The 22,390-nt window shown below is 66.4% G+C and carries 19 protein-coding genes; 7 read left to right on the top strand and 12 right to left on the bottom strand.

What is annotated here, in order from left to right:
* Window positions 1–21: 21 nt before the first annotated feature.
* From AC6LKG_RS11750 to AC6LKG_RS11740, 3 genes are all read right to left on the bottom strand, one after another.
* The gene (locus AC6LKG_RS11750; protein WP_498164584.1) at window positions 22–741 is read right to left on the bottom strand and encodes a hypothetical protein; all 720 of its coding nucleotides are present in this window, start codon (window positions 739–741) and stop codon (window positions 22–24) included.
* A 152-nt stretch (window positions 742–893) separates the two neighbouring features.
* On the bottom strand, window positions 894–1,787 hold the full coding sequence (locus AC6LKG_RS11745) for a response regulator (RefSeq protein ID WP_498164583.1): 894 nt from the start codon (window positions 1,785–1,787) through the stop codon (window positions 894–896).
* Window positions 1,771–5,163, bottom strand: a complete 3,393-nt coding sequence (locus AC6LKG_RS11740) for a hybrid sensor histidine kinase/response regulator (protein WP_498164582.1) — start codon at window positions 5,161–5,163, stop codon at window positions 1,771–1,773. The genes AC6LKG_RS11745 and AC6LKG_RS11740 overlap by 17 nt, the downstream gene beginning before the upstream one ends.
* A gap of 195 nt (window positions 5,164–5,358) precedes the next feature.
* Between AC6LKG_RS11740 and urtA the strand changes: the two genes are divergently transcribed.
* Genes urtA through AC6LKG_RS11705 form a run of 7 tightly spaced genes read left to right on the top strand, consistent with a single transcriptional unit; the run spans window position 5,359 to window position 11,772 of the window.
* Entirely contained in the window at window positions 5,359–6,621 is a 1,263-nt protein-coding gene (urtA, locus tag AC6LKG_RS11735; RefSeq protein WP_498164581.1) for an urea ABC transporter substrate-binding protein, read from the top strand.
* A gap of 54 nt (window positions 6,622–6,675) precedes the next feature.
* Entirely contained in the window at window positions 6,676–7,593 is a 918-nt protein-coding gene (gene urtB, locus AC6LKG_RS11730; protein ID WP_498164579.1) for an urea ABC transporter permease subunit UrtB, read from the top strand.
* 9 nt (window positions 7,594–7,602) lie between these two features.
* Complete coding sequence (urtC, locus tag AC6LKG_RS11725) at window positions 7,603–8,724, top strand: urea ABC transporter permease subunit UrtC (RefSeq protein ID WP_498164577.1); 1,122 nt, start codon at window positions 7,603–7,605, stop codon at window positions 8,722–8,724.
* Complete coding sequence (gene urtD, locus AC6LKG_RS11720; RefSeq protein ID WP_498164575.1) at window positions 8,721–9,464, top strand: urea ABC transporter ATP-binding protein UrtD; 744 nt, start codon at window positions 8,721–8,723, stop codon at window positions 9,462–9,464. Before urtC ends, urtD begins: the two co-directional genes overlap by 4 nt.
* A 14-nt stretch (window positions 9,465–9,478) precedes the next feature.
* Window positions 9,479–10,171 carry an urea ABC transporter ATP-binding subunit UrtE gene (gene urtE, locus AC6LKG_RS11715; RefSeq protein WP_498164573.1) on the top strand — a complete coding sequence of 231 codons (693 nt, stop codon included), beginning with the start codon at window positions 9,479–9,481 and terminating at the stop codon, window positions 10,169–10,171.
* 29 nt (window positions 10,172–10,200) lie between these two features.
* The gene (gene fmdA / locus AC6LKG_RS11710; RefSeq protein ID WP_498164571.1) at window positions 10,201–11,430 is read left to right on the top strand and encodes a formamidase; all 1,230 of its coding nucleotides are present in this window, start codon (window positions 10,201–10,203) and stop codon (window positions 11,428–11,430) included.
* Between the two features lie 9 nt (window positions 11,431–11,439).
* On the top strand, window positions 11,440–11,772 hold the full coding sequence (locus AC6LKG_RS11705) for a zinc ribbon domain-containing protein (RefSeq protein WP_498164569.1): 333 nt from the start codon (window positions 11,440–11,442) through the stop codon (window positions 11,770–11,772).
* 88 nt (window positions 11,773–11,860) lie between these two features.
* Here AC6LKG_RS11705 and AC6LKG_RS11700 read toward each other — a convergent pair whose 3' ends face one another.
* The 9 genes from AC6LKG_RS11700 to AC6LKG_RS11660 form a co-directional block, all read right to left on the bottom strand.
* The gene (locus tag AC6LKG_RS11700) at window positions 11,861–13,270 is read right to left on the bottom strand and encodes an aminotransferase-like domain-containing protein (RefSeq protein WP_498164568.1); all 1,410 of its coding nucleotides are present in this window, start codon (window positions 13,268–13,270) and stop codon (window positions 11,861–11,863) included.
* A gap of 25 nt (window positions 13,271–13,295) precedes the next feature.
* Entirely contained in the window at window positions 13,296–13,436 is a 141-nt protein-coding gene (locus tag AC6LKG_RS11695) for a DUF2474 family protein (protein ID WP_080981527.1), read from the bottom strand.
* On the bottom strand, window positions 13,436–14,443 hold the full coding sequence (gene cydB, locus AC6LKG_RS11690; RefSeq protein ID WP_498164567.1) for a cytochrome d ubiquinol oxidase subunit II: 1,008 nt from the start codon (window positions 14,441–14,443) through the stop codon (window positions 13,436–13,438). The genes AC6LKG_RS11695 and cydB overlap by 1 nt, the downstream gene beginning before the upstream one ends.
* Before the next feature lie 4 nt (window positions 14,444–14,447).
* The gene (locus AC6LKG_RS11685) at window positions 14,448–15,884 is read right to left on the bottom strand and encodes a cytochrome ubiquinol oxidase subunit I (RefSeq protein WP_498164566.1); all 1,437 of its coding nucleotides are present in this window, start codon (window positions 15,882–15,884) and stop codon (window positions 14,448–14,450) included.
* Between the two features lie 290 nt (window positions 15,885–16,174).
* Complete coding sequence (gene phbB, locus AC6LKG_RS11680; RefSeq protein WP_498164564.1) at window positions 16,175–16,921, bottom strand: acetoacetyl-CoA reductase; 747 nt, start codon at window positions 16,919–16,921, stop codon at window positions 16,175–16,177.
* Window positions 16,911–17,381, bottom strand: a complete 471-nt coding sequence (locus AC6LKG_RS11675) for a hypothetical protein (protein ID WP_498164562.1) — start codon at window positions 17,379–17,381, stop codon at window positions 16,911–16,913. The genes phbB and AC6LKG_RS11675 overlap by 11 nt, the downstream gene beginning before the upstream one ends.
* A 47-nt stretch (window positions 17,382–17,428) precedes the next feature.
* Entirely contained in the window at window positions 17,429–18,556 is a 1,128-nt protein-coding gene (locus AC6LKG_RS11670) for an ABC transporter permease (protein ID WP_498164561.1), read from the bottom strand.
* Window positions 18,557–18,559: 3 nt separating this feature from the next.
* Window positions 18,560–21,307: a ribosome-associated ATPase/putative transporter RbbA gene (gene rbbA, locus AC6LKG_RS11665; RefSeq protein ID WP_498164559.1), complete on the bottom strand. Its 2,748-nt coding sequence runs from the start codon at window positions 21,305–21,307 to the stop codon at window positions 18,560–18,562.
* Entirely contained in the window at window positions 21,307–22,374 is a 1,068-nt protein-coding gene (locus tag AC6LKG_RS11660) for an HlyD family secretion protein (RefSeq protein WP_498164557.1), read from the bottom strand. The genes rbbA and AC6LKG_RS11660 overlap by 1 nt, the downstream gene beginning before the upstream one ends.
* Between the last annotated feature and the right edge of the window lie 16 nt (window positions 22,375–22,390).

The raw sequence follows: 22,390 nt of genomic DNA, 5'->3' as shown, positions 1-22,390 counted from the left end.
CCACGCGGGCGGACGTGAGAGTCAGGCGGGCAGGTAATGTCGCAGGCAGGCCAGCAGCGCCGGTTCGTTGTCGATGCCGGAGCGGTCGACCTTGTAGGTCTTGCCGCGCGCGACGATGATCAGCGTCTCATCGGTTTCCATGCCTTCGCTGTCGGATTGCGTGCGGATGGTGTCGATGCTGGCCCACGGAATCGGCCGGCCTTTGTGGACCAGGCCGGCCGCGTTCATGCCCAGCGCGCCGAAAGAGACCGTGGCGCCCGCATCGATGCGGCGCCGGACGTCGGCTTCGAGATGGCCGCCCACGCGCGTGTCCAGCAGGTCGAGCAGCGCGTCGGCGTGGTCCCAGATCGCCAGGCGCAATCGCACGCGCCTGTTGTCCGCCAGCGTCAGCAGGAGGTGATCGCGGTTGTGCCGGTGGCGCATCGAAGCGATGTCGGCATAGGGCACCGTGAGCGTGCCCAGATGCAGCGCCCGCTCATCCAGCGTCAGCGCGGCGGGCGCGCGCCACCAGGCGACCAGGTCCGAGCCGCGCCACAGCAGGTAGCCCACGGTCGGCAAGGTCAGGAAGAAGATCAGCCACATGGCTCGATAGCGCAGCATCTCGACCAGCAACCGGCGCGGCAGCAGCCAGATATCGATGGTGGCCAGCAGTTGCGCGGCGAACAGGTAGAGCAGCGCCGCCGCGCCGAGGTAGCAACCCAGCGCGTGGCGCGGCAGGATGCGGGGAAAGGAAGCCGTCATGCGAGAAGCGGGCCGCGACGCGGCACCGTCCTGTACTTTGAAGGCTTGGCACTCTAAGGCGATGTCCCGCTGGCCGGGGTTTCCATCTGTATCAATATCGCGTATTTCATGTCGCCATCAGCTTGCCCGGCGCTGCCATGCCGCGGAGCCTCTCAAAAGGATTCCCCCCGCCGCACCGCCAGCGCCGCGGCCGCCGCGCGCGTTTCCACGCCCAGCTTGACGTAGATGTGCTCCAGATGCTTGTTCACCGTCCGTGGCGCCATGCCCAGGATCTCGGCGATATCGCGATTCGTCTTGCCCTTGGCCAGCCAGCGCAGCACATCAGCCTCGCGCGGCGTCAGGCCGTAGGCTGGCGCCAACGGCGCGCTTTCCTGCAACAACAGCAGGGTCTCGCCGCTACGCCGCGAGGCCGACAGGCTCAATGTCAGGCGCCCTCGCGCACTGGCGATCACCAACGGCTCGGCCGCCGGCCCGGCCGTCAGATTGCCAGCCACCCAGTCCGCCAGGGGCACCGGCAGCTCCGCCGCATCTTCCGCGCAGCCAAAATACGCCGCCAGCCAGATCCGTGCCTTGCCCGTCTTCCAGATCGGCAGCCCGCGCGCATCCAGCGCCACCACGGCCCGCGCCGCCGCATCGATCGCATCGAAGGCGGCCGACAGGCTGCGCGCATTGCGCAGATGCGTTTGCAGCCGGGCGACCACCACGTCCGGGTCCAGCGGCTTGGTCACATAGTCCACGCCGCCGACCCGGAACCCTTTCAACACGTGCTCGGGTTCGGTCAGGCCGGTCATGAACACTACCGGCACATCGCCCGCCGCAGGATGCGCTTTCAAGCGCGCGCAGGTCTCGAACCCGTCCATTCCCGGCATCACCGCATCGAGCAGCACGATATCCGGCACCACGAAGTCCACCCGTTCAATCGCCGACTGGCCATCGGTTGCCACCAGCACCTGATACCCCGCATCATCCAATGCGGTGGAGAGCATTTTCAGGTTGTCCGGGGCGTCATCGACCAGCATGACGAGGTTCTTATCGGGCGTGGGCATGGTGACGCTGTACATGGTGTTTGAGCACCTGATTGAATTCACTCAGTTGGAACTCGCCGGCCAGCGCCCGCAGATGCGCGGTCAGCTCGCGCGCTTCGGCCCGGCGGCCTTGTATCTCTTCCAGTTTGGCCTGTATGCCCTTGATATAACCCATGGCTCCCAGTTCCAGCAGCGCCTCGGCATCCTCGCGCTCCAGCGCCACCCGATGCAGGTCTCCCGCCGGCTGCGCCGTAGCCACCTGCGCCACCTGCCAATCCAGCTTGAGCAGACTGCCGAGATGGCTCAGCAGATCCTCGTACATCACCGGCTTGGCAATGAATGCGTCATGCCCCCTCTGCGCCGGGTCTTTCGGATCCAGCCCCAGGACATTGGCCGACAGCATCACAATCGGCACGGCCACGCCTTCATCGCGTAAGCGCCGCAGAACGTCCCACCCCGTCATATCCGGCATCGAGACGTCCATCAATATCAGGGCCGGCCGCAGCGTATGCACGCAGGCCAGGCAGGCCGCGCCGTGCGGCGCTTCGTGCACCTGAAAGCCCAGGGGCTCGAGCAGGTCGCGCACCAGCCGCCGCTGCGAGGGCTGGTCGTCCACCGTCAGGATCCGCAGCCGCTCGCCGCGATAGCCCACCACCAGTCCCGACGGCCGGGCGTCGCTGCGCGGCGAGCGCACTTCCGGCAGGAACAGCTTGAGCGTGAACACACTGCCGCGGCCGACGGCGCTGCGCACCGTCAGCTCGCCGCCCATGATGCCGGTCAGCATGCGGCAGATGGTCAGGCCCAGGCCCGTGCCGGAATCGGCCTGCTCGGCTGCCGCCCAACTGCGCTCGAAGGGCAGGAAGATGCGCTCCAGATCCTCGGCCGGTATGCCGCGGCCGCTATCCTCGACCTCGAACGACACCATGTCCGCCGCCGACTTCACGCGCATCGACACCTGCCCGGCCGAGGTGAACTTCAGCGCGTTGCTCAGCAGGTTGATCAGGATCTGCCGCAGCCGCTTTTCGTCGATATGCACGATGGACGGCAGTTCCGCCGCTTCGTAGCAGAAGGCCAGCCCCTTGAGTGTGCTCTGCGGCCGGAACATCTGCACGATCTGTTCCAGAAACTCCGGCAGGCGCAGTTCGCTGTTCTCCAGCCTGAGCCGACCCGCCTCGATGCGCGCTATGTCCAGCAGGCCATCGATCAGGCCGATCAGATGTTTGCCGCTGCGATGGATCACATCGATGGCCTCGCGCCGCGCCGGCGGCAAGGCCGGGTCGCGCTGCAGGATCTGCGCATAGCCCAGAATGCTGTTCAAGGGCGCGCGCAATTCGTGGCTCATGCCGCCCATGAATCGGCTCTTGGCCAGATTGGCGCTTTCGGCCGCCTCCTTGGCCTGCTGCAACTGCGCGTCGGTCTGCTTGTGCGCCTCGATTTCGCGCAGCAGCAAATGGGTCTGGCGATCCGATTCCTCTTGCGCCACGCGGCGGCTTTCATGGGCCAGCACCAGCCACCAGGCCGCCACGCCGCCGATCAGCGACAGGGCGGCGTACAGCTTGAAGAAGGTCGGCCGCAAACCCGAGGGATCCAGGCCCGACCGCATGTGACCGGCGTACTCCTGGTAGTAGATCAGGCCCAGGATGGCGGCCAACAGCGTCCCCATGCCCGTCACGATCAAGAGGTAGTGGCCCAGGCGGCTGTGCAGCAGCGGCGTGACCCGCGCCGGCAGCAGCCGTCCCAGGACCGCCTGTACCTGATCCTTCAGGCGCCCCTGCTGTTTGCAGCGGTCCTGGCAGCGGGCGTCGAGCGTGCAGCACAAGGAACAGATAGGGCCGTTGTAGGCCGGGCAATGCGCCATGTCGGGCTGTTCGAAGCGGTTGGCGCAGATCACGCAGACATGATCCGAACCCGCCACGTCGACCGGCTTGCGCGCCAGGTTGTAGCGTCCCCGCGTGCGCCAGGCGATGACAGGCGCGCAGACGAACGCCGCCAGCAACGCCACAAAAGGCGACAATGCCTGCGCCAGCGCGCCCGCCGTGCCGGGGAACACGCCGGCGAAAGCCAGCAGGCCCAGCGTCATGGCGATCAGCATGCTGCCCACGCCGACCGGGTTGATGTCGTACAGATAGGCGCGGCGAAACTCGATCCGGTCCGGCGACAGGCCCAGCGGCTTGTTGATCACCAGATCCGCCACCAGCGCGCCGATCCAGGCCAGCGCGACGTGCGAGAAAACCGCCAGCACGTGCTCCAGCGCGCCAAACACGCCCATCTCCATCAGGACCACGGCGATCAGCACGTTGAACACCAGCCACACCACCCGGCCTGGATGGCTGTGCGTGATGCGGGCAAAGAAGTTGGACCAGGCCAGCGAGCCGGCATAGGCGTTGGTCACATTGATCTTGACCTGCGAGACCACCACAAAGGCCGTCACCAGAGCCAGCGCCAGGCCGGGATCGCTGACCACATAGGTGTAGGCCGCCAGGTACATGTGGGTCGGGTCCCCCGCTTTGTCGGCCGGCGCTCCCAGGGACAGTGCCAGCCAGGCCAGGAAGGCGCCGCCCAGAATCTTGGCCGCGCCCGGCAGGATCCAGCCCGGCCCCGCGCAGACCAGGGCGAGCCACCAGCGCCGGCGGTTGGCCGCCGTGCGTTCGGGCAGAAAGCGCAGGAAGTCGACCTGTTCGCCGATCTGCGTCACCAGCGAAGCGGCCACCGCCACCGCCGAGCCGAACATCAGCAGATTGAAACTGCCGCCGCGGCCGTCATGGCCCGGAAACTGCAGAAACTCGCGCAGCGTCCCGGGATCGCGGAAGGCGACGAAGGCGTAAGGCAGCAGCAGCAGCAGCAGCCATATCGGCTGCGTCCATGATTGCAGCCTGCTGATGAAGGTGATGCCATAAGCGACCATCGGCAGGATGACCACGGCGCACAGGAGATAGCCGATGGACAGCGGCAAGCCAGTGGCCAGCTCGATGGCCAGCGCCATGATGGCGGCCTCCAGCGCGAAAAAAATAAAGGTGAAGGACGCGTAGATCAGCGAGGTGATGGTCGAGCCGATATAGCCAAAGCCGGCCCCGCGTGTCAGCAGGTCCATGTCCAGGCCGTGGCGGGCCGCGTAATAGGCGATCGGCAGGCCGGTCAGAAAGGTGACCAGGGCCACGGCGATGATGGCCCAGAAGGCATTGATGAAGCCGTAGTTCAGCGCCAACGCGCCGCCGATGGCCTCCAGCGCCAGGAAAGACACCGCGCCCAGGGCGGTATTGGCGACACGGAACTCCGACCATTTGCGGAACGACACCGGCGTGAAACGCAGGGCATAGTCTTCCAGCGTCTCATTGGCGACCCAGGTGTTGTAGTCGCGGCGGATCTTGACGATGCGTTGAGGCGCGCTGGCGGACAAGTCGGGCTCCGGGGGGTAGGGGATACGTCATTGAACGTAGTTGCGGTTGTAACGCCCGGGGGGCTGGCCTGCCTCTACGTCAATCAACGTATGTTGCACTGCGTCATTGGCTCCTAGTATGCCCTCACCCTCCGGGCCGCGGTACCTGCCGCGCATGCTCGGTTTCCCTGGTCGTGATCCACTGAGGAGTCATCGATGTCTGGCAAAACCCCTTTTGATACCGCTCCGGAGCTGCCCTCGCGCCGGCGCCTGGCGCTGGCATTTGCCTCCCTGCCGCTGTTGGGCATACCGGCCCTGTCGCGCGCGGCCGCCCCGGCCACCTCGGCCATCAACAGCACCGGCCTGGCCATTACCGACACCGAAGTCACGGTGGGCCAGTTGCATTCGGCGACCGGCACCATGGCCATCAGCGAAACGGGGTCGATTCAGTCCGAGCGCCTGGCCATCGAGCAGATCAACGCCATGGGCGGCATTCTGGGCCGCAAGATCAAGATCATCCAGGAAGACGGCGCCTCCGACTGGCCGACCTTTGCCGAGAAAGCGCGAAAACTGCTGGTCAGCGACAAGGTCGCCACCGTGTTCGGCTGCTGGACCTCGGCCTCGCGCAAGGCGGTGCTGCCGGTATTCGAGAAGGAAAACGGCCTGCTCTACTACCCGACCTTCTATGAAGGCCTGGAGCAATCCAAGAACGTGTTCTATACCGGCCAGGAGGCCACGCAGCAGATCCTGTCCAGCCTGGACTGGCTGGCGCGCGAGAAGAAGGCGCGTTCCTTCTACCTGATCGGCTCCGACTACATCTGGCCGCGCACCTCCAACAAGATCGCCCGCAAGCATATCGAGAACGTGCTCAAGGGCGAAGTGGTGGGCGAGGAATACTACCCGCTGGGCCACACGCAGTTCGGTTCGCTGATCAACAAGATCAAGCTGAAAAAGCCCGACGTCGTGTTCGCCGTGGTGGTAGGCGGCAGCAATGTGTCGTTCTACAAGCAGCTCAAGGCGGCCGGCGTCACCAGCGGCAAGCAGAAGCTCTTGACCATCTCGGTGACCGAAGATGAACTGCTGGGCATTGGCGGCGAGAACGCCGAGGGCTTCTGGTCCTGCATGAAGTACTTCCAGAGCCTGGACAACGCCAACAACAAGAAGTTCGTCGAGGCATTCAAGGCCAGGTACGGCGCCAATGCCGTGATCGGCGACGTGACCCAGGCGGCCTATCTGGGCCCCTGGCTGTGGAAGATGGCGGTGGAGAAGGCCGGCAGCTTCGACGTCGACAAAGTGGTGGCCGCCTCGGCCGGGCTGGAGTTCAAGGAAGCGCCCGAAGGCTACGTCAAGGTCGACCCGAATCACCATCTGTGGAGCAAGACCCGCATCGGCCAGATCCGCAAGGACGGCCAGTTCGACGTGATCTTCGAAACCCCGGAACTGATCAAGCCCGATCCCTTCCCCAAGGGCTATCAGTAATCACCTCGATCCGGGCGCCGCGCGCGGCGCCCTTGCCACTGCCGGGAGCCATCCATGGAATCCTTCTCCGATCTCGGGGCCATCCTGCTGATGCAGGGCTTCAACGGTCTATCGGTCTTCAGCGTGCTGTTGCTGATGGCCCTGGGCCTGGCGATCATCTTCGGCCAGATGGGCGTCATCAACATGGCCCATGGCGAGTTCCTGGCGGTGGGCGCCTATTGCACTTATCTCTGTTCCGAGCTGGTGCAGCAGTACGCGCCGGGCCTGATGCCGGCCTACTTCTTCATCGCCATCCTGTTGGCCTTTGCCGTGACCTTCGGCCTGGGCTGGCTGGTCGAGTGGCTGATGATCCGCCATCTCTACCGCCGGCCGCTGGACACGCTGCTGGCGACCTGGGGCTTGTCGCTGGTGCTGCAGCAGACGCTGCGCTCGCTGTTCGGTCCGCGTGAAGTCAGCCCCACGCTGCCCGACTGGCTGATGGGCTCCTGGCAACCGCTGGACGGCGTGGACATCCCCATCAACGGCCTGTTCGTCATGTCCATCAGCATCCTGCTGACCGGCGCACTGCTGCTGGCGCTGTTGCGCTCGACCTGGGGCCTGCATGTGCGCGCCACGGTGCAGAACCGCGCCATGAGCGGCGCGGTCGGCATCGACACCAAGCGCGTGGACCGCGTGACGTTCTCGCTGGGCTGCGGCATCGCCGGCATTGCCGGCGCGGCCTTCACCACCATCGGCTCCACCGGGCCCACCAGCGGCTCGCTCTACATCGTCGACACCTTCCTGACCGTGGTGTTTGGCGGCGCTGCCAGCCTGTTCGGCACCATCGCATCGGCCTTCGTCATTGCGCAGACGCAATCGATCTCGGAGTTCTTCATGACCGGCTCGATGGCGAAAGTGCTGACCCTGTCGACCATCGTGATCATTCTGATGCTGCGCCCGCAAGGCTTGTTCAGCATCAAGGTACGCAAGTAGGGGCGCATCATGCAGAAATTCTTCCGCAATGTCGTGGGCGGGCGCGAAGGGCTGGCCGGGCTGGCGATCCTGGCGCTGCTGCTTTTCGTGGTGTTTCCGCTGGCCCTGGACGTCTTCCGGCTCAATCTCATCGGCAAATACCTGTCCTATGCCTTCGTCGCGCTGGGGCTGGTGCTGTGCTGGGGCTATGGCGGCATCCTGAGCCTGGGCCAGGGCGTGTTTTTCGGCCTGGGCGGTTACTGCATGGCCATGTTCCTGAAGCTGGAAGCCTCGACACCGGAGGCCACCAAAATCCAGTCCACGCCCGGCATCCCGGACTTCATGGACTGGAACCAACTGACCTCGCTTCCCTGGTTCTGGGCGCCCTTCAAAAGCTTCTGGTTCACCTTGATGGCGGTGCCGGTGCTGCCCTGCCTGCTGGCGCTGATCCTGGGCGCGGCGATGTTCAAGCGTCGCGTGGGCGACACCTATTTCGCCATCGTGACGCAGGCCGTGGCCCTGATTCTTTCGGTGCTCATCATCGGCCAGCAGGGCTGGACCGGCGGCGTCAATGGCATCACCGACCTGAAGACGCTGCTGGGCTGGGATATCCGCACGGACAGCGCCCGGCTGGTGCTGTACTTCATCAACGGCGCGCTGCTGTTTGCCTGCATCCTGTTCGGCCGCTACCTGCTCTCGTCCAAGCTGGGCAAGCTGCTGATGGCGATGCGCGACAAGGAAGAGCGCGTGCGCTTCTCGGGCTATGACGTCGCCAGCTTCAAGGTGTTCGTCTTCTGCGTGGCCGCCGTCTTCTCGGCCATCGGCGGAGCCATGTTCACCTTGCAGGTGGGCTTCATGTCGCCCTCGTTCGTGGGCATCGTGCCCTCCATTGAAATGGTCATCTTCGCCGCGGTCGGCGGCCGCCTGTCCCTGCTGGGCGCGGTCTACGGCACGCTGCTGGTCAACTTCGGCAAAAGCTACTTCTCCGAGAGTTTTCCGCAGCTCTGGCTGTTCCTGATGGGCGGCCTGTTCATTGCCGTCGTGATGGCGTTTCCCAACGGGCTGGCGGGTCTTTACAACCAATACATCCGGAAACGCCTGGCGCGCAGAACATCGCGGCGCGAGGCGGATGGCGCCACGGAGGCAGCATGAATCCCTCAGCGTTCGCCCTGTACATCGAAGGCCTGACCGTCTCGTTCAATGGCTTTGTCGCCGTCAATGACCTCAACCTGTATGTCGACCAGGGAGAGCTGCGGGTGGTCATCGGCCCCAATGGCGCTGGCAAGACCACGCTGCTGGATCTGATTTGCGGCCGCACCAAGGCCTCCGCCGGCTCGATCCGCTTCAAGGACACGGAGCTGACCGGCCTGGCCGAATACGAAATCGTGCGCGCCGGCGTGGGCCGCAAGTTCCAGACGCCCTCCATCTATGAAACCCTGTCCGTGCGCGAAAACCTGGAAGTGTCGTACCCGGCCGGGCGCAGCGTGCTCGGCGCGCTGACCTTCAGGCGCAGTCCGGCGGTGCTGGAACGGGTCGAGCAAGTGGCCGAAGAGATCTTCCTGGCGGACCACCTCGACCGCTCGGCGGAATTGCTTTCGCATGGCCAGAAGCAATGGCTGGAGATCGGCATGTTGTTGATGCAGGAGCCCGAGCTGATGATGCTGGACGAACCGGTGGCCGGCATGAGCGTGTCCGAACGCGAGCGCACCGCCGAACTGCTCAATCGGATCAGCCGCAACCGATCGCTCATCGTGATCGAACATGACATGGAATTCGTCAAGAACATCGCGCACAAGGTCACGGTGCTGCATCAAGGCCGTGTGCTGGCCGAGGGCAGCATGGACAAGGTGCAGTCCGATCCGCGCGTGGTTGAAGTCTATCTGGGTCATTGAGGCCGGGAGGCAATATGTTCAATATCGCTGGCCTGGTGTCAGGCTATGGCCAAAGCAAAGTCATCCATGGCGTCGACCTTGCGGTGGCGGCCGGTGAAATCGTCGCCGTCATGGGCCGCAACGGCATGGGCAAGACCACGCTATTCAAGACCATGATGGGCCTGCTGCCCGCCATGCAGGGCTCGATCTCGCTGGAGGGCAGGGCGCTCGAGCGTCTGGAGAGCCATCAGCGCGTGCGCAGCGGGGTGGCCTACGTGCCGCAGGGCCGCATGATCTTTCCGACGCTGACCGTGGAAGAGAACATCCGCACCGGCATGCGCGGGCGGGCGCTGCGCAACACCATTCCGGAAGACATCTACGCCCTGTTTCCGGTGTTGCACGAAATGCGCGGCCGGCGCGGCGGCGATCTGTCGGGCGGGCAGCAACAGCAGCTCGCCATCGCCCGCGCCCTGGTCACCAACCCGCGCGTGCTGCTACTGGACGAGCCCACCGAGGGCATACAGCCGTCCATCATCAAGGACATCGCCCGCAGCCTGCTGGAGATCCGCAAGCTGCGCAACCTGGCCATCGTGGTGTCCGAGCAGGTCCTGAGTTTCACCATGCAGATCGCCGACCGCCTCATCGTGATCGACAAGGGCCGCTTCGTGCACGAAGACCCGCGCGAGCGCGTCGATGAGCAGACGATCAGCAAATACCTGTCTGTCTGAATTCATTGTCCATCTCAAAGGAGCATGACATGCCTGAAACCCTGATCAAGGTCGACCTGGCCCAATCCCCCTACGAAAACGAAGGCGTGCACAATCGCTGGCATCCCGACATCCCCATGGCGACGTGGGTCAGGCCGGGCGATGACTTCGTGCTCGAAACCTACGACTGGACCGGCGGCGCGATCAAGAACGATGACGATGCCTCCGATGTGCGCGACGTGGACTTGTCCACGGTGCACTTCCTGTCGGGCCCGGTCGGCGTCGAAGGCGCCGAGCCCGGCGACCTGCTGGTGGTGGACTTGCTCGATATCGGCGCCAAGCCGGAGAGCCTGTGGGGCTTCAATGGCTTTTTCAGCAAGAACAACGGCGGTGGCTTTCTGACCGAGCACTTCCCGTCGGCGCAAAAGTCGATCTGGGATTTCGAAGGCATGTTCACGACCTCGCGCCACATCCCCGGCGTGCGCTTCGCCGGCCTCATCCACCCGGGTCTGATCGGCTGCCTGCCGGACCAGGCCCTGCTGGACAAGTGGAATGCGCGCGAACAGGCACTTATCGACAGCGACCCCGAGCGCGTGCCGCCCCTGGCCAATCCGCCGGCGCCCAAGACGGCGCACATGGGCAAGCTCAAGGGGGCCGAGCGCGATCGCGCGGCCGCCACCGGCGCGCGCACCGTGCCGCCGCGCGAGCACGGCGGCAATTGCGACATCAAGGATTTGTCGCGCGGCTCCCGGGTGTTCTTCCCGGTCTACGTCAAAGGCGGCGGCCTGTCTGTCGGCGACCTGCACTTCTCGCAGGGCGATGGCGAGATCACCTTCTGCGGCGCCATCGAAATGGCCGGCTGGGTACACATGCGGGTGTCGCTCATCAAGGGCGGCATGGCCAAGTACGGCATCCGCAATCCCATCTTCAAGCCCAGCCCCATCACGCCGAATTACAAGGACTATCTGATCTTCGAGGGCATTTCGGTCGACGAAGGCGGCAAGCAGCACTATCTGGACGTGCACATCGCCTATCGCCAGGCCTGCCTGAACGCCATCGAATACCTGAAGAAGTTCGGCTATTCGGGGGCGCAGGCGTATTCGATCCTGGGCACGGCGCCAGTGCAGGGCCACATCAGCGGGGTGGTGGATATTCCCAACGCCTGCGCCACGTTGTGGCTGCCCACGGAGATCTTCGAGATCGACATCCAGCCCAATGCGCTTGGCGACGTGCCGCAGATAACGCGCGGCATGGACATGCCCATCGCCAAAGACCTCTGAGGAGCCGGCATGCCGCTCTATGACTATCGCTGCCGGGACTGCGGCGAGTTCTCCGTGCTCAGGCCCTTGGCGCAATGGCGCGACGCCGCGCCCTGCCCCCATTGCGGCGCCGCCTGCGAGCGTTTCGTCAGCGGCGCGCCGGCCCTCTCGGCGCTGTCCTCGGCCATGAACCGCGCCCGCGCCGTCAACGAACGCGCCGCCCATGAACCGCGCAGCACCCGTGGCGGGCACGGCATGGGTTGCGGTTGCTGCGCGGGCGCCAAGGCCGCCGGCCGGACGCGCCAGACGGCCGACGGCGGCAAGACCTTCGCCGGCGCCCGGCCGTGGATGATCAGCCACTGAAAGCGGGGGAGAGTGTCACGGGTTCCCGGGGGGAGGCTGATCCGACAGGGCAGCGGCATGCGCCCGGAACCCCGGCCGCAGGTGCCATTCATGTCGCCATCAGCTTGCCCAGCGTTGCCATGCCTTGTTCCATCGCGTCGTTCCAGGGATGGCCGCAGTTCAGCCGCAGGAAGTTGCCGAACGCGCCGGTGCACGAAAACAGCGGCCCCGGCGCAATGCTGATGCCGTGGTCGAGCGCGGCGCGGTGCAGCCGCAGGGTGTCGATGTGCGCGGGCAGTTCGACCCAGGTGAAGTAGCCGCCCAGCGGCCGAGTGGCGCGCGTGCCCTTGGGAAAGTAGCGCGCCACCGCCTGCAGCATCTCGCCCTGCTGCAATGCCAGCGTCTGGCGGAATTGGCGCAGGTGGCGGTCGTAGCCGCCCTGCGCCAGGTAGGCGGCAATCGCGGCCTGCGTCGGCGCGGCGGTGGCCAGGCTGGTGGTGAGCTTGTTGCGCATGATGGCGCGGGTGTAGCGCCCGGCCGCGACCCAGCCGACGCGATAGCCCGGCGCCAGCGTTTTCGAGAACGACGAGCAGTGCATCACCATGCCGTCGGTGTCGAAGGCCTTGGCGGGACGCGGCCGCGTGGCGCCGAAGTACAGTTCGCCGTAGACGTCGTCCTCGATCAGCGCCACGCCGTGGCGCGTCAGCAGCCTGACCAGCGCTTCCTTCTTGGCCTCGGGCATCAGGCTGCCCAGCGGATTCTGGAAGGTCGTCATGAGCCAGCAGGCGCGCGGCTGGTGCTGCACGATGGCCTGTTCCAGCGCTTGCAGGTCGATGCCTTCGCGCGGATGCGTGGCCACTTCGATGGCATGCAACTGGTTGCGTTCGAGCGACTGCAAGGCTGCGTAGAACGTCGGCGATTCCACGATCACCGCGTCGCCGGGCCGCGTGACCGCGCTCAGGCAGAGGTTGAGCGCGTCGAGCGCACCGTTGGTGATGATGATGTCGTCCACCGGCACCGTCAGGCCGTCGGCCAGGTAGCGCAGGGCGATGGCGCGGCGCAGGGCGGGGTCGCCGGGGCTGAGGTCGTCGATGGAGCCCCATGGGTCAAGTTGCTGCACCGTGGTTGCCATGTATCGCGCCAGCCGGCCATAGGGCAGCAGCGACGGGCTGGGAAAGGCCGAGCCGAAAGGCAGCATGTCGCGCCGCAAGGTGGCGTTGAGCACTTGTAGCACGTTGTCGCTGACATCGACCGGATGGCGGCCGGCGGCGGCGCTGGAAAGGTCGTCGGGTTCGGGCAGCGCGGCCTGCGGGGCGCGCAGCACGTAGTAACCGGAGCGGTCGCGCGCGCGGATAAGGCCGCGCGCTTCCAGCAGGTAATAGGCCTTGAACACCGTCGACGGGCTGACGCCGCGGCTGGCGCTGGTCTGGCGCACCGAGGGCAGGCGGTCGCCCGCCTGCAGCAGGCCCGACAGGATCGAGGCGGTGATTTCTTCGGTCAGCCGTTCATAGCGCTTCATGGAGGGATCCGTGGAAGACGGCGGTTCAGGTCGACATGCCGATGGCGCGCATCACCAGCCGCAGCGCGCCGGCGGCCAGGCCCAGCGACGCCACGCCGCCGGCCCAGATCAACAGCAGCCACAGCAGCCGGCTGCGCCAGGAGGGCAGGGAGCTCGGCGCGGCCATCAGTGAAACGCCTCGCCGGTGCGCACCTTGCCGCGGAACACGTAATAGGACCAGGCGGTGTACATCAGGATAATCGGAATGATGGCGAGCGCGCCGACCAGGGCGAAGCCCAGGCTCTGCGGCGGCGCGGCCGCGGTCCAGATCGACACGTCGGGCGGGATCACGGCCGGCCAGATGCTGATGCCCAGGCCGCTGTAGCCCAGGAACACCAGGCACAGCGCCAGCACGAACGGCCCCGCGGCGGGCGCGCCGCGCACGCGGCGCATCAGGTCGATGCCGGCGGCCGCCACCAGCAGCGGCACCGGCAGGAACCAGAACATGTTGGGCAGGCTGAACCAGCGCTGGGCGATATGCGGCTGCGCCAGCGGCGTCCACACGCTGAGCGCGGCGATCACCGCCAGCAGCGCCAGCGTCAGCGGCCGCGCCAGCGCGCACATGTGGCGATGCAGGCGGCCCTCGGTCTTCATGATGAGCCAGGTGCAGCCCAGCAGCGCATACGCCACCACCAGGCCCGCGCCGGTGAACAGGGAGAACGGGCTGACCCAGTCCCACGGCCCGCCCTGGTAGGCGCGGTCCACCACCCTGATGCCTTCGATGTAGGCGCCCAGCGTCACGCCCTGGAAGAAGGTGGCGCAGAGCGAACCCAGCACGAAGGCCCGGTCCCACAGCGCGCGGTGGCGCGGGTCGGCCTTGAAGCGAAACTCGAAGGCCACGCCGCGGAAGATCAGCCCCAGCAGCATGAACACCAGCGGCAGGTGCAGCGCGCTCAGGATCACCGAATACGCCAGCGGAAACGCGGCCAGCAGCCCCGCGCCGCCCAACACCAGCCAGGTCTCGTTGCCGTCCCACACGGGGGCGACGGTGTTGACCATGGCGTCGCGCTCCTCGGCGTCGCCGATCAGCGGAAAGAGGATGCCGATGCCCAGGTCGAAGCCGTCCATCACCACGTACATCATCACGCCGAACAGAATGATGACGGCCCATATCAATGCAAGGTCGATGCCCATGGCCTCAGGCTCCTTTGAATCCAGGTTGCGCGGACGGGGCGTCCGCCGAGGTGGAGGCGGCCGACAGCGGCCGCGACGGCTGGCGCGGCTCGCCCGGGCCGCCGGACAGCGGGGCGTGGCCGGGCGCCGGGGTCGGGCCCATGCGGATCAGGCGCAGCATGTACGACACGCCGGCGCCGAACACGAACAGGTACACCACCACGAACAGCGCCAGCGTCAGCGTCAGTTCGCCCGGGCCGTGGCGGGTGGCGGCGTCGGCCGTGCGCATCACGCCATAGACTACCCAGGGCTGGCGGCCGATCTCGGTCACGTACCAGCCGGCCAGGATGGCCACCAGCCCCGATGGCCCCATCCACAGCGCGAAGCGCTGCAGCGCGCGCGATTGGTACAGGCGGCCGCGCCAGCGCGCCCACAGCGCCCACCCTGCCAGCAGAATCATCAGCATGCCCAGCCCCGCCATCACGCGGAACGACCAGAACACCACGGTGGCATTGGGGCGGTCTTCGGGCGGATACGATTTCAGGCCGGGGAACTGGCCGTCCCAGCTATGCGTGAGGATCAGGCTGCCCAGGCGCGGCAGGTTGAGCGCGTAGCGGGTCTCTTCGCGCTCCATGTCGGGAATGCCGAACAGCGTCAGCGGCACGCCGGCGCCCGGTTCGTTGTTCCAATGACCTTCGATCGCGGCGATCTTGGCGGGCTGGTGCCTGAGCGTGTTCAGGCCGTGGAAGTCGCCCACCACCGCCTGCAGCGGCGCCGAGATCGCCAGCATGGCCATCGCCATCGCGAACATCTTTTTCACGGCCGGGCTGCGGTCGCCGCGCAGCAGGTGCCAGGCGCCGGACGCGCCCACCATCAGCGCGGTGGCCAGGAACGCGGCGATGCCCATGTGCGCCAGGCGATAGGGGAACGAGGGGTTGAAGATCACCGCCAGCCAGTCGGTCGGCACCACGCGGCCATCCAGGATCTCGTAGCCGGCGGGGGTCTGCATCCAGCTATTGGACGCCAGGATCCAGGTGGCCGACACCAGCGTGCCCAGCGCCACCATGATGGTCGAGAAGAAGTGCAGGCCCGGGCCCACGCGCGACCAGCCGAACAGCATCACGCCGAGAAAGCCGGCTTCCAGGAAGAAGGCCGTCAGCACCTCGTAGGCCAGCAGGGGCCCGGTGACGCTGCCTGCGAAATCGGAAAAGAAGCTCCAGTTGGTGCCGAACTGGTACGCCATCACCAGTCCGGACACCACGCCCATGCCGAAATTGACGGCGAAGATCTTGGTCCAGAAGTGGTAGAGGTCGCGGTAGACGGTGTTGCGGGTGCGCAGCCAGCAGCCTTCGAGCACGGCCAGGTAGCTGGCCAGGCCGATGGTGATGGCCGGAAAGATGATGTGAAAGGAAATGGTGAATCCGAACTGTATTCGGGCAAGCAGTAACGCGTCGCTATCCATGGCGGGAAATTCCTGGCTTCAAGGCCCGCGCGTTCCTGCCGCCACCGGGCGGCGCGCGCGGACAGGCTGGTGCCTGCAGCGTCAAGATAGGCCGATGGCGCCGAGCAGTACAGATTCAGAAGTGTCGAGAAAAAGCGGAGCAGTTTGACGGCCGTGTGCGGGCGGCGCGCCTGCCGCCATAGGGAAAACGGGCCATCCGCATGACCAGGGCCAGATCCCGCCGTTACAAAAAAAAGCAGCACAGCGGGACTGCTGTGCTGCCTGATCCGGCCGGTATTGCGCGGGCCGCGTCAGTACATGTGCTGCCCGCCGTTCATGGCGACATTGCTGCCTGTCATGAATGCCGCCGCGTCGCTGCAGATGAACGCCACCAGCGCGGCGATCTCGTCGGGCTGGCCCAGCCGGCCCAGCGGAATCTGCGGCAGGATCTTTTCCTTGAGCACCTCTTGCGGCACGGCTTCGACCATGCGCGTGGCCAGGTAGCCGGGCGACACGGTGTTGACCGTGACGCCTTTCCTGGCCAGCTCCAGCGCCAACGACTTGGTGAAGCCGTGGATGCCGGCTTTGGAGGCGGCGTAGTTGGTCTGCCCGAAGGCGCCCTTGGATCCGTTCACCGACGAGATGTTGACGATGCGTCCCCAGCCGCGGTCGGCCATCGGCCCGCACAGCGGCTGCGTCATGTTGAACATCGAATCGAGATTGCTGCGCAGCACGTCGTTCCAGTCGGCGTAGCTCATCTTGCGCAGGCTGGCGTCGCGGGTGATGCCGGCGTTGTTGACCAGGATGTCGATCTGGCGGCCGTCGCCGGCCAGGCGCTGCGCCAGGGCCTGGCAGGAATCGTAGTCGGCCACGTCGACCTTGACCATGTCGTAGCGGCGGCCGGCGGCCGCCTCCTCATCGAGCCATTCGCGCGTGGCCGACTCGTGGGAATGGCAGGTGACGATGATGTCGTGGCCGGCGGCGTGCAGGGCCCGGGCGATGGCGCGGCCCAGGCAGCCCGCGCCGCCGGTGATGAGCGCGGTGCGTCTAGTTGCCATGGCGGGCTCCAAACTGGCTGGCCTCGCGCATGGCCGAGCAGGCCGAGGTCATCTGGTCGCAATACGACGACCACATGCGCGTCAGTGGCGATTCCGCCAGGCCGCCGCTGGCTGCGGCGGAGGCGTTGTGCAGCCAGCCGCTCACCGCTTCGCTGACGCCCGCGGCCAGCGCCGCCTGGTCTTCCAGCGCGGCGTGGGTGATGGCCTGGCTGGCCTCGAGCTGGCATTGCCATTGCCTGCGCGTAACCTCGCCCAGCGCCGGGGCGATGTTCTGCCAGTTGCCGTCGAGCTTGAGCGGCGCCAGGGTCGACAGGTACTGGCCGGTGCCGTCGCTGGCCAGGCGCTGTCCCAGTTGCAGCCAGCGCTGGTGGCTTTCGCGCGCCAGTTCAGCCAGGCGCTGGCAGTAGGCGGCATTGGCGCCGGCGAGGTCCTGGGTCGTGGAAGCAGGGGTCTTCTTCATGATGCGTCCTTTTAAGAGAGTGGTAAGGGGCAACGAATGCACAGGCCTCACGCCATCTGGCTGAGGGTCTTGCGGAAACGGGTCAACGAGAAGGCGAACAGGACGCTGCCGATCAGTGTCAGCGCCAGGAACGGTTGCCATACGACGCTAATGCCGGCGCCACGGAAGAGAATCGCCTGGCCGAGTTCCACGAAATGGGTGGTGGGGGCGGCCAGCATGATGTTCTGCACGAAGTCCGGCATGCTTTCGCGCGGCGTGGTGCCGCCGGACAACAACTGCAGCGGCAGCAGCACCAGCACCAGCAGCATGCCGAATTGCGGCATGCTGCGTGCGAGGGTGGCCATGAAGATGCCCATGGAGGTGGTCGCGAACAGGTGCAGCGCCACCCCGGCCAGGAACAGCGCCACCGATCCTTCGACCGGTACGTGCAGCAGGCCGCGCACGACGAATGTCAACGATAGCCCGGCGGACACCAGTACCACCAGCCCCATGGACCACACCTTCGCCAGCATGATCTCGTTAGGTGTAACAGGCATGACAAGCAGGTGCTCGATGGTGCCGTGCTCGCGTTCGCGGATCAGGGCCGCGCCGGTCAGGATGATCGACAGCATCGTGACGTTGTTGATGATCTCCATCAGGCTGCCGAACCACGCCTGCGTCAGATTGGGGTTGAAGCGCATGCGCACCGCCAGGTCCACCGGCAGCTCGGTCGGCTTGCGGTAGCGCTTGACGAATTCGTTGATTTCGTCGGTGATGATCTGCTGAATGTAGCTGCTGCCGGTGAACGCCTGACTCATGCGGGTGGCGTCCACGTTCAGTTGGATCTCGGCCGGCTTGCCTGCCAGCACGTCGCGCTGGAAATTCGGTGGCACGTTGACCGAAAAGGTGTAGCGCCCGGCGTCCATGCCGGCATCGGCCTCGGCCGAGGTGACCATCGCGGGCATCGTGAAGTGCGGCGGGTAGAACGCCGAGGCGATGCGCGCGGACAGCGGCGAGGCGTCCTCGTCCACCACCGCGATGGCCGCGTTGTGCAGCGACTCGGGCACGGCGGTGGCGGCCGTATAGATCATCAGCGTGAATGAAACGAAGATCAGGGCCAGCATCATCGGATCGCGCGCCAGGCTCCACAGTTCCTTGACGCCCAGGCGGAATATATTGGCGGCATGTCGCGGCATGGCTCAAGTCTCCTGCTTTTTCAATAGGAGCGTCGAAGCGCCCAGGATCACCGGAATGGCGACCAGCAGCGGCCAGAACGACCCTTGCAGGTTGGAGAAATCCAGCGCCTTGCTGAACACGCCGCGGCTGATGGTCAGCATGTGGGTGGCGGGGTAGACCTGGCCGATCAGCTTGCCCATGCCTTCCAGCGACGACACGGGATTGAGCAGGCCGGCGAATTGCACCGCCGGCACCAGCGTGCCGATCATGGTGAAGAACAGCGCCGCGATCTGGCTGCGGGTGAAGGTCGAGGCCAGCAGGCCGATGGCGGTGGCCACCACGTTGTAGATCAGCGCCGCCGCCAGCAGGGTGGCGAAGCTGCCGGTGATCGGCACGCCGAACAGCGTCACCGCCATCAGCGCCATCAACAGGAAATTCAGCATCGCCAGCGCCACATAGGGCGCCTGCTTGCCCAGCAGGAATTCCAGCCGCGTCACCGGCGTGACGTACAGGTTGATGATCGAGCCCAGTTCCTTCTCGCGCACCACCGCCAGCGCCGTCAGCATCGCTGGCATCATCAGCAGCAACAGCGGAATCACGGCCGGCACCATGGCCGGCAGGCTGCGCACGTCCGGGTTGTAGCGAAAGCGGGTTTCGATACCGACCTGCTGCGTGGCGGCGGCGCCCAGGCGTTCGCGCGCCTGCTGTTGCAGCCAGCCCTGGTGCATGCCGAGCACATAGCCGCGGATGGTCTCGGCGCGCTGCGGCATGGCGCCGTCGATCCAGACGCCGATCTGGGTGTCGCGGCCGCGCGCGGCATCGCGCGCGAAGCCCTGTGGAATCTCTATCGCCAATGACAGTTCGCCGCTGCGCATGCGCGCGTCCATGTCCTGGTAACTGGTAATGGGGGCGTGCTCGATGAAGTAGCGCGATCCCGCCAGGTTCAGGCTGTAGTTCTGGCTCAGGGCGGTCTGGTCGCGATCCATGACGGCGTAGCGCAGGTCCTCCACGTCCAGGCTGATGCCGAAGCCGATCACGAACATCAGCAGCAGCGAGCCGGCCAGCGCCAGGGTGGCGCGCACCGGATCGCGGCGCAGTTCCAGCGCCTCGCGCCACATGTAGCTGAACATGCGCTGCAGGCTGAAGCCGCGCGTTTCGTGGGCCGGCGCGGTGGCGGCCGGCGCCGGCACGGCCGCTTGCGCCTGGCCGGGCCGGGTGCCCGCGCCGGCGTCGACCAGGAAGGCGATGAAGGCTTCTTCGAGCGTGCTGGCGCCGCGCATCCGGGTGATCTCGTCCGGCGCGGCGCTGACCAGCACCTTGCCCGCATGCATCAGCGACATGCGGTCGCAGCGCTGCGCCTCGTTCATGAAGTGGGTCGAGATGAAGATGGTGACCTGGTCCTGGCGCGCCAGGGCGATCAGCAGGCGCCAGAAGTTGTCGCGCGCCACCGGGTCCACGCCCGAGGTCGGCTCGTCCAGGATCAGCAGCTCGGGCTTGTGCACCATGGCCACCGCCAGCGACAGGCGCTGGCGCACGCCCATGGGCAGCTTGCCAGGCAGCTCGTCCAGCGACTCGCCAAGGTCGAAGCGCGCCGCCATTTCGTCCACGCGCGCCGGGATCTGCGCCTCGGGCACGTGGAACAGCCGCGCGTGCAGCACCAGGTTCTGCCGTACCGTCAGTTCGCCGTAGAGCGAGAATGCCTGAGACATATAGCCGACGCGGCGGCGCGTGGCGAGGTCACGCGGGTCGACTTCGGCGCCGAACAGCCAGGCGCGGCCCTCGCTGGCCGGCAGCAGGCCGGTCAGCATCTTCATGGTGGTGGACTTGCCGCAGCCATTGGAGCCGAGAAAGCCGAATATCTCGCCCTTGCGGATGCGGAAGTTGACGTGGTCGACGGCGACGAAATCACCGAAGCGCATGGTCAGGTCGCGCGCTTCGATCGCGATCTCGGCCTCATCGCCGAGTGTCAGCGGCACGATCTCGACCGGCTTGTGGCCGCGCCGCTTTTCCTCGGGCAACAGGGCGATGAAGGCGGCCTCCAGCGTGTCGCTGGCGGTGCGCCGGCGCAGCTCGTCGGGCGTGCCGGCGGCCAGCACCCGGCCGTCGTCCATGGCGATGAGCCAGTCGAAGCGCTGCGCCTCGTCCATATAAGCGGTGGCGACGATGACACTCATGCCTGGGCGTTCGTGGCGGATCTGGTTGATCAGGTCCCAGAATTGCGCCCGCGCCAGCGGGTCGACGCCGGTGGTGGGCTCGTCCAGGATCAGCAGATCGGGGTCGTGGATCAGCGCGCAGCACAGACCCAGCTTCTGCTTCATGCCGCCCGACAGCTTGCCGGCCGGGCGCGACAGGAACGGCTCCATGCCGGTGCTGCGGGTCAGGCTGTCGATGCGGCGGCGGCGCTCGGCCTCGCCGTGGCCGAACAGCCGGCCGAAGAATTGCAGGTTTTCCTCCACCGACAGGGTAGGGTAGAGATTCTTGCCCAGGCCCTGCGGCATGTAGGCGATGCGCGGGCAGACGTCGTCACGATGACGCTTGCTGGCCATGTCGCCGCCCAGCACCTGGACCGTACCGTCCTGCACCTTGCGCGACCCTGCGATCAGCGCCAGCAGGCTCGACTTGCCCACGCCGTCCGGACCGATCAGGCCAACCATGCGGCCGGCGGGGATGTCCAGCGAGACATGGTCCAGCGCCAGCGTCTTGCCGTAGCGCAGCGACACCCCCGACAGCTTGACCACCGGAGCGGGGGCGGCCGTCGTGGTCACGGTCATCACGGCACCTTGACTTCAAGATTGGCGGGCCACTGCGCGTCGGCGTCCAGCTTCAGCCAGGCCACGCCGGGCAGGCCCGTCTTGACCTGGTGCAGATGCTGGCGCAGCAGCTCCGGCGCGATCTGCGCCTTGACGCGGAACATCAGTTTCTGGCGCTCGGTGGCGGTTTCGACGGTCTTGGGCGTGAACTGCGCGGTGCTGGCCACGAACGACACCTTGGCCGGGATCACGTATTGGGGCGCCGCGTCCAGCACGATGCGCACGTCCTGGCCCAGCGCGACCCGGCCGGCGGCCTGCTCCGGCAGGAAGAAGGTCATGTAGACGTCGGCCAGGTCGACCATGTTGAGCACTTTGCCGCCGGCGCCCAGCACTTCGCCGGCTTGCGCCACGCGGTACTGCACGCGGCCGTCGCGCGGCGCGCGCAGTTCGCTGTCGGCGATATCGGCGTCGATGCGGGCGATGGTGGCCTGCGCCGCCTTGACCGCGGACTGGGCGCCGACCTGGGCGGCCCTGGCCGCGTCGATGGCGGCCTGCGCTGCCTTGACCTGGGCACGCCCGGCGTTGACGGCGGCCTGCGCGCTGCGCACCCTGGCGCGGTCGTCATCGAGTTCCTGGATCGACGACGCGCCTTCGCGCGACAGCGTCTCGGAGCGCGCCAGGCGCCGGCGCGCGGCGTCCAGTTCGCTTTCGCGCTGCACCACCACGGCCTCGGCGGCCAGTTTGTCGCTTTCGCGCTGCGCCACCTGCGCGCTGGCGCTGGCGGCGTTGTTGATGGCCTGCTGGTGCTGGGCGCGGGCCTCTTCGCGTTGCGCCTGCAAGGTGTCTATCTGCATGCGGGCCAGCGGCTGGCCGGCGCTGACGAAGTCGCCCTCGGCCACCAACACATCCTGTACCCGCCCGGCCAGCTTGGTGGCGACGTCGACTTCAGTGGCTTCGATGCGGCCGTTGCCGCTGATGAAGCCGGCGCCGGGGCCTGTGTCGGACAACATGCGCCAGCCGTAGTAGCCGGCGGCGGCCAGCGCCACGATTGCGAGCAGGGGAACGAGTTTCCGAGTGGGCAGCTTCATGATGCGTATCCTGTAT

The organism is Achromobacter sp. 46006 (genome assembly GCF_059761975.1).
This window is presented reverse-complemented; position numbering and strand designations above follow the sequence as displayed.

Coding starts and splice junctions, on each gene's coding strand:
- AC6LKG_RS11750 (WP_498164584.1), bottom strand. CDS start 741: ATGACGGCTTCCTTTCCCCGCATCCTGCCGCGCCACGCGCTGGGTTGC.
- AC6LKG_RS11745 (WP_498164583.1), bottom strand. CDS start 1,787: ATGCCCACGCCCGATAAGAACCTCGTCATGCTGGTCGATGACGCCCCG.
- urtA (WP_498164581.1), top strand. CDS start 5,359: ATGTCTGGCAAAACCCCTTTTGATACCGCTCCGGAGCTGCCCTCGCGC.
- urtB (WP_498164579.1), top strand. CDS start 6,676: ATGGAATCCTTCTCCGATCTCGGGGCCATCCTGCTGATGCAGGGCTTC.
- urtC (WP_498164577.1), top strand. CDS start 7,603: ATGCAGAAATTCTTCCGCAATGTCGTGGGCGGGCGCGAAGGGCTGGCC.
- urtD (WP_498164575.1), top strand. CDS start 8,721: ATGAATCCCTCAGCGTTCGCCCTGTACATCGAAGGCCTGACCGTCTCG.
- urtE (WP_498164573.1), top strand. CDS start 9,479: ATGTTCAATATCGCTGGCCTGGTGTCAGGCTATGGCCAAAGCAAAGTC.
- fmdA (WP_498164571.1), top strand. CDS start 10,201: ATGCCTGAAACCCTGATCAAGGTCGACCTGGCCCAATCCCCCTACGAA.
- AC6LKG_RS11705 (WP_498164569.1), top strand. CDS start 11,440: ATGCCGCTCTATGACTATCGCTGCCGGGACTGCGGCGAGTTCTCCGTG.
- AC6LKG_RS11700 (WP_498164568.1), bottom strand. CDS start 13,270: ATGAAGCGCTATGAACGGCTGACCGAAGAAATCACCGCCTCGATCCTG.
- AC6LKG_RS11695 (WP_080981527.1), bottom strand. CDS start 13,436: ATGGCCGCGCCGAGCTCCCTGCCCTCCTGGCGCAGCCGGCTGCTGTGG.
- cydB (WP_498164567.1), bottom strand. CDS start 14,443: ATGGGCATCGACCTTGCATTGATATGGGCCGTCATCATTCTGTTCGGC.
- AC6LKG_RS11685 (WP_498164566.1), bottom strand. CDS start 15,884: ATGGATAGCGACGCGTTACTGCTTGCCCGAATACAGTTCGGATTCACC.
- phbB (WP_498164564.1), bottom strand. CDS start 16,921: ATGGCAACTAGACGCACCGCGCTCATCACCGGCGGCGCGGGCTGCCTG.
- AC6LKG_RS11675 (WP_498164562.1), bottom strand. CDS start 17,381: ATGAAGAAGACCCCTGCTTCCACGACCCAGGACCTCGCCGGCGCCAAT.
- AC6LKG_RS11670 (WP_498164561.1), bottom strand. CDS start 18,556: ATGCCGCGACATGCCGCCAATATATTCCGCCTGGGCGTCAAGGAACTG.
- rbbA (WP_498164559.1), bottom strand. CDS start 21,307: ATGACCGTGACCACGACGGCCGCCCCCGCTCCGGTGGTCAAGCTGTCG.
- AC6LKG_RS11660 (WP_498164557.1), bottom strand. CDS start 22,374: ATGAAGCTGCCCACTCGGAAACTCGTTCCCCTGCTCGCAATCGTGGCG.